This window comes from Candidatus Kryptoniota bacterium, from assembly GCA_036567965.1.
GTDB lineage: Bacteria > Bacteroidota > Ignavibacteria > Kryptoniales > JAKASW01 > JAKASW01.
Genome location: DATCTN010000017.1, coordinates 167,724 through 174,113, shown reverse-complemented (window position 1 = coordinate 174,113; position 6,390 = coordinate 167,724). Strand labels below are relative to the sequence as shown.

The 6,390-nt window shown below is 48.7% G+C and carries 4 protein-coding genes, 1 tRNA gene and 1 pseudogene; 3 read left to right on the top strand and 3 right to left on the bottom strand.

The genetic code is table 11. The annotated features are described in order from the left end of the window. Positions 1-160: 160 nt before the first annotated feature. Both VIS48_07145 and VIS48_07140 read right to left on the bottom strand, forming a co-directional pair. Positions 161-1,072 (bottom strand): alpha/beta hydrolase, encoded by a 912-nt coding sequence (locus VIS48_07145; GenBank protein HEY9165921.1) that lies wholly within the window; start codon positions 1,070-1,072, stop codon positions 161-163. Between the two features lie 325 nt (positions 1,073-1,397). Further along, the gene (locus VIS48_07140) at positions 1,398-2,483 is read right to left on the bottom strand and encodes a serine hydrolase domain-containing protein (protein ID HEY9165920.1); all 1,086 of its coding nucleotides are present in this window, start codon (positions 2,481-2,483) and stop codon (positions 1,398-1,400) included. A 435-nt stretch (positions 2,484-2,918) separates the two neighbouring features. Here VIS48_07140 and VIS48_07135 point away from each other — a divergent pair. Then, positions 2,919-3,122, top strand: a pseudogene (locus VIS48_07135) (tyrosine-type recombinase/integrase). 29 nt (positions 3,123-3,151) lie between these two features. Here VIS48_07135 and VIS48_07130 read toward each other — a convergent pair. Further along, positions 3,152-3,235, bottom strand: a tRNA-Leu gene (locus tag VIS48_07130). 214 nt (positions 3,236-3,449) lie between these two features. On the opposite strand from VIS48_07130, the gene VIS48_07125 reads away from it, so the two are divergent. Together VIS48_07125 and VIS48_07120 are read left to right on the top strand one after the other, a co-directional pair. After that, positions 3,450-4,292 (top strand): hypothetical protein, encoded by an 843-nt coding sequence (locus tag VIS48_07125; GenBank protein ID HEY9165919.1) that lies wholly within the window; start codon positions 3,450-3,452, stop codon positions 4,290-4,292. A 294-nt stretch (positions 4,293-4,586) separates the two neighbouring features. Beyond that, positions 4,587-6,284, top strand: a complete 1,698-nt coding sequence (locus VIS48_07120; GenBank protein ID HEY9165918.1) for a SpoIIE family protein phosphatase — start codon at positions 4,587-4,589, stop codon at positions 6,282-6,284. Positions 6,285-6,390 lie beyond the last annotated feature (106 nt).

Below are 6,390 nucleotides of genomic sequence, written 5' to 3'. Positions count from 1 at the left end.
ATAGTGCAGTACTGGGCCTTGAGCCCGTTAATTATTAGGGGAACATCGTTCCCTAATCTAATTTGCGACGAGGAGGTTTTCCTGTATATCATCTAACTCACTTCTGCTTCACTTTCCACTTTCAATATGGGTCCTGTTAGCCGAAGTTGTTTTGTCAGTCTCACTTCTTCTCACTGAGAAAGGTCTCGACGGCGTCATAGAAAATCTTCGGCTGCTCAAGCCAAGGGAGATGTCCACACTTATTGATAAATACAAGTTTGGAATTCGGATAGGTCTGTGATATAATGTACGGCATTGACTCCCCCACTTGGTCTTGCCTTCCCTGCAAAACAAGCACAGGATTTTTGTAAGCTCGACTTTTTTCAGTTATGTCGTCCTTTGCCATGTCGTGCGATATAAGGTTGGCAACATCAAGATTATACCACTCATCTTTCATGTACGGCATCCAACGCACACAGTTCAAACGATCGTAGAAAAAGGCAGGCAGGATGGCTTTCAAATATTCCATCCCTGCATGTCTCGGATCTTTCGCAACAACGGCTGAATCGCTCCAAGATTCAGAAAGTTGCTGGTCAGAGGGGAGTAGTCGGCACCAGATGTTGGCACCGTAATAAGCCCACAAGCTTGAATTAAATCCGGCCGAGCCAACCAACACAAGCGCGGAGACTGATTTTGGATAAGCGCACGCATAGCTCGACGCTACATAGCCGCCTACTGAACTGCCGAGCACAAACCAATCTTTATACCCAAGGTAATTTCGAAGGTATTCAAGATCCTCGATAGTTAAAGAAACTGTTATAGTTGTAGTGTCATAAGTCTGAACAGCAGATTTGCCCGTGCCTCGTTCATCCACCAGGATGCACCGAAAGGATTTTGCAAGACCTTGGGCCACTGGTACGAGGTAATCGAAGGATAAACCTGGTCCACCAGCCAAAAGGAGAATTGGTCTCCCTTCTCCGACAGTCTTGAAGTGTATCTTTGCATCGTTATGTTCGATGGTGGTGTCCAAAGCTTGACACTGGACGTTATGGAAAAGGAAAAAAGAAACGACAAATAGGAATACTTTCGTCATAAGATTCTCCTTTCTTGAAACTTCAAAGTTTGTAGTCATGCACAAAACAATTTCCGCTAACGTCTCGCGGGACAAAGTCGTGCCGCGCTCCTCGCAGCCTATGATCTGTGCGCCGTGAAGCCTGTCCGCCGTCCCGCAAGGCGGGACTTGCGGAAGGCGGGCGAGTTCCATTTATACGAATGACAAGCGTCTTTGTCCGGCTTGTTGGGCGCCAGCAGCCACCTTGTCCTAGTTGGCAGAAGTCCTGCTCGATTTTCCACTCGATAAAAGATTTGTTGAATCGCCGTGCGGCATCAGGTCATATCTAAGTACTTACAGATTCGTTTCACCATTTTAGGGTAGCAGCTAAGTTAATTATTTTCCAGGGTTCGCACGTAACGTCATTTGTGAAGAGAACAAATCCGAGATGTTCATCTGGATACAATTGAATTTTCGTAGAAAAGCCTGGGCCGCCGCCGTCATGTGTAAGAACCCATCGCCCGGATTTACCATAGATTTGCCAACCGATTCCCTGCCTGCGGTAATTTAGCGAATCATCATTCTTTGACCCTATTTGCCACCGATACGTCATTGTTGCTATTGATTCCTGCGAAAGTATTCGTCGGCCATCCAGCACTCCGCCATTCAGATATGCAGCGACCAGTCTGGCTGCGTCTGTCGCGGACCCAATGAGACCCGTGGGTGGGGTTTGGTCTGTATAAACTCGTTTCATCCAGAGATGGCTCCAATGGGTTTCCCGAATATATGATGGCGCCATGATATAAAGTAACGGAGTCATCAAATTAAATGTCGGATGACTGCCTGCCGCTTCATCCGATTCTGTTTTTTTCATGTAAAGAAAATCTGTGTGATTCATTCCAAGAGGTTGAAGAATATTTTGACGAATATAATCTTCATACGCCATGGCAGTTACTTTTTCAATAATGGCACCCAACACCATATAACCGATGTTGGAATATTCAGAATGGTCTCCAGGCTCAAACTTCAGCTTAGAGTAATCCGGAAGCTCTTTCATTATGAAATCAGTTTGATTAACAGGAGGATCTTCGTCGTGATGAACCCAGCGAACGAATGTAAACGCGGACGGGTCCGGTAATCCTGAAGTATGGTTGAGGAGATTCAGAATGGTTACCCGCTTGCTGGTGTCGGAAGGATACTTTACTTTGAAGAATGGAAGATACCGCACGACCGAATCATTTAAAGAGAGCTTTCCCTTTTCCTGAAGTTGGAGGATGGCAATTGCGGTAGCAATTTTTGTGCATGACCACCAGTGATACACTGTCGTTGGCGTAGCGTGGATTTTCCGTGGTTCGTCAGCCCAGCCGAAACCTTTGGCATAAACAATACTGTCGTTCTTCACCACCACTAAAGACATCCCGGGAGGAGCACCGGATTCTACTAATTTGTTCATGTAATCCTCAAATTCCAAAATATTTTCGACTTTGTCGGGTAGTTTAGGAATGGAAGCGCAGGAACTGAACAGAGCAATAACTATTGCGAATGAAATGCGTGATAAGAATTGATTCCTCATGTTAACACGTACCCTCATAGATTTCATAATCGATGAACAGTAGTATACTCATTGTGATGGTCCTGGTTGAATAGCTGCTGGCGCCTAACGCGTGCCGCATCACGCAGTGGCGCCGTTCCATGAAATATTAAATGACGGCGGCATGGAGCAAGAACTATATATAAAATTGACCTGCCCCCGACTAATGTACCAATTTGAAATTAGTGATCCGGTCAGGCATTGGCAACCTGACGCGGATAAAAAGCTTGTGGAGCTGGTGGTCAGTAACCAAGTGAACTGTGTGGTCTGACGGTGTTGTAATGACACGCTTTCGCAACTCGACTTATAGATATGGGAGTGGACGTGTTGACCGTCAGTAAGATTCTTGGTCACTCTGACATAAACACAACCATGATCTACGCAAAAGTCAGAGTCGAAGCGCTAAGGAACGCAGCAATAATGTTTGAGAAAAAGGAACTACCGGTTAGGAAATGGTACATAGGAAATGGAAACAAGGATGGAAAAGTAGAGAGTGCTTAGAGAAACCCACAGATCCGTTCAAATTTTCGTGCCCGGGACAGGACTCGAACCTGCACAACCTTGCGGCCACTAGACCCTGAATCTAGCGCGTCTGCCAATTTCGCCACCCGGGCTTCAAGCATAAAAAGAAAACTTCCGACCATATGTTGCTGTGCTCGGAAATTGTTTCGTAATATAGCCCTCCCGTGCCCTTCAATCAATATGGTTCTGCTCCCCCTTGATTTGAACGAACGCGACTTATTAAACTCTTTTGTTCCAAAACATCTCAAAGTAGAGTTGGTCGCCCGAACAGAATTTCATTTTATCCTAATGAACAGGAGAGTTTTGATGCATCGTTTGAGATTCGTTTTCATCCTCTTGCCAGTGGTACTGGCTTACTCATTGACCGGCTGCACAAGCATGCTCCTCGTAAAGAGCGCGTGGAACAGCAACCAGATCGTCGTCGACGGGAAGGACAACGACTGGGGAGACACGATGTTTTATATTTCCGATGCGCAGATGACAGCCGGGGTTCGCAACGACAGCAACTACCTTTACGTGATCCTGAAGGCAACAAACCGTCAGCAGTCATTCCAGATAATGGGACTCGGACTGACCGTCTGGCTTGACCCTTCGGGCGGCTCTCACCAAAAATTCGGCATCCACTTTCCCATCGGGCGGCGTGAAGGCGGAAATTACACTCCACCTCCGAATAATGGTCAGGAAAACGGCCAGGAAAATTCGGGCGGGTTCATGGAAAGCTCACCCAACGAATTTGAAGTCTTAGGTGTAAATGAAAATGGTCCCGTCAGGCTCAGTATCGCCGACGCCAAAGGTATCGCGCTTCAGATCGGCAACAACCGCGACGGGCTGACGTACGAACTCCAGGTCCCCTTGCACTCCTCACCCGAACATCCATATGCAATCAATGCCGATGGCTCGCAGGTTGGAATTGGCATAGAAGGCGGCAAGTTTGAACAGCGATCCGGAGGTGAACGAACGGGACGCGGCCGCGGAAATGAAGGAGGAGAAGGTGGTGAGGGAGGCGAAGGTGGAGGAGAAGGAATGCCCGGCAATGAAGGCGGCGGTGGAATGAGGGGCGGGCGCGGAGGATATGGCCGCGGGAACAGTCAGACGGAAAGACCGAAACAAATAGACTTCTGGCTCAAAGTTAACCTGGCGCATCAATAGCGGCTCGCGGAATCAGAATCGTCCGGAAATTTTCTGTACCACTTCGCGATAGATTGGATTCTTAGAGACCGTCTCATTCGCTGGCATCTTCTCTTTTTCTTGATACTCGATCGCCCGAGCGCGAACCAGTTAGTCGGCATTTCTGGAAATTACGTTCCATGTACCTGTTTTCTTTAAACATTCGATTTGTTATTTTCATGAAGTGAACAGAGTCGGTCCAAACCAAACGACAGCAATTTCGGCTGTTTATGATTCATACGGGTCCTTGGTGTCTTTCCACAAAGGAAACATCTAGTGGTTTCTATTTACGACCGCCTCCGCCTGAACATTCTCCTTGAAAACCTGACGGACGAACAATTCCAGGCTGTTAAGCCGCGACTTCAGGAGAGACATTATCTGGCGGGCGAAGTAATACTCGAGGACGAAAGCGAGGGAAGCGAACTTCATCTTATCGCTGAAGGCCGGGTGAAGGTAACTAGGCGAACGAGGTTCGGAGATGAATTCCGGCTTGCCCTCCTCCACAGCGGAGACTTCTTCGGCGAAATCTCCCTCATCGACGGCCGGCCTCGCACCGGAAAAGTTTCGGCGATCGACGACTGCACGACTTTTGTTCTCGGGAAAAGAGATTTCGACTGGCTCCTCGATTCAAGTCACCCGTTTGCGCTCAGGCTCCTTCTGATCACTTCGATAAGGATGAGATCGCAGAACAATCATTTCATCCAGGAGCTTGAGAGGAGCACCCGCCATCTCGTTACCGACGTCAGGAGACTCGAACGAATCATAGAAGCTTCAAAGCTGATCAACTCTGCTCTCGATCTTGACGAGCTCCTGAAGATTATCCTCGAGACTGCTCTAAAGATTGTGGATGGAGACGGCGGCACTGTATATCTTGTCGACGAGAAAAGACAGGAGCTCTGGTCAAAGGTTCTCGAGGCATCGAAGCCCGTCCACATCCGGCTTCCTATCGGCAAAGGGATTGCCGGTTTCGTCGCAGCTACCGGCGACACGCTGAACATTCCTGATGCGTACCTCGACGCGCGCTTCAACCCGGAAGTCGACAAGAAGACGGGTTATCACACCAAGACTATCCTTTGCATGCCTATGAGGAACAAAGACGGAAAGATAGTCGGGATTTTTCAACTTTTGAACAAACGTGACGGGACATTCACAGCCGAAGACGAAAACGCGATCAACGCCCTTTCCGCGCACGCTGCGATCGCGATCGAGAAGGCACGACTGTACGAAGAGGAGAGAAACAAGCTCGCACTCGAGAAAGAGCTCAACGCTGCTCATGCGGTTCAGGTGGGACTCCTCCCCAAGGAGCTTCCGATCCTTGAAGGCTACGAGTTTGCGGCCAGATCAATTCCCGCTAAAACAGTTGCCGGTGACCTTTACGATTTCATCCCTCTCGAAGACGGCTCTCTCGCGATTTCGCTCGGTGACGTTTCAGGAAAAGGAATGCCCGCGTCCCTCCTCATGGCGAACGTCCAGGCGACAGTCCGGGCGTATTCCAGAGTAAACACGACGGCAAACAATTGTGTGAAGCACGCGAACAATCTCCTTTTTAAATCGACTGCGTCGGACAAGTTCGCCACACTTTTCTACGGCATCATCGACGCCGGCAAAAATACTCTTCGCTACACGAATGCCGGCCACGAAGAGCCTTTCTTCCTGAGAAAGGCGCACGACACGGTGCGTCTGACGGCTGGCGGAGTGCCGTTGGGTATTGTCGACCATTTCCCGTACGAAGAGGAGACGGTCCACTTCAAAGAGGGCGATGTGCTGATCATTTATTCGGATGGGGTTCAGGACGCGACCAATTCGAAGGATGAGCGGTTCGGGCAGGAACAGATCGAGACGCTGGCAAGAAACTCTTTGGGTCTTTCCGCCGGCAAAATCTTGGAAGAGATTCTAAATGGCGTGAACATCCACGTCGCAGATACTCCCCAGTTCGACGACATGACGCTCCTCGTTGTGAAAAGGAAGAAGTAATTCCCCTTACATCAGGAAAATTGCTGTCACGGAATCTTTCCGGGATCAATCATCCGTCTGAAATGTCAGTTAAATGCTCACCCTTGCAAGTCGCATTTAGATTGTT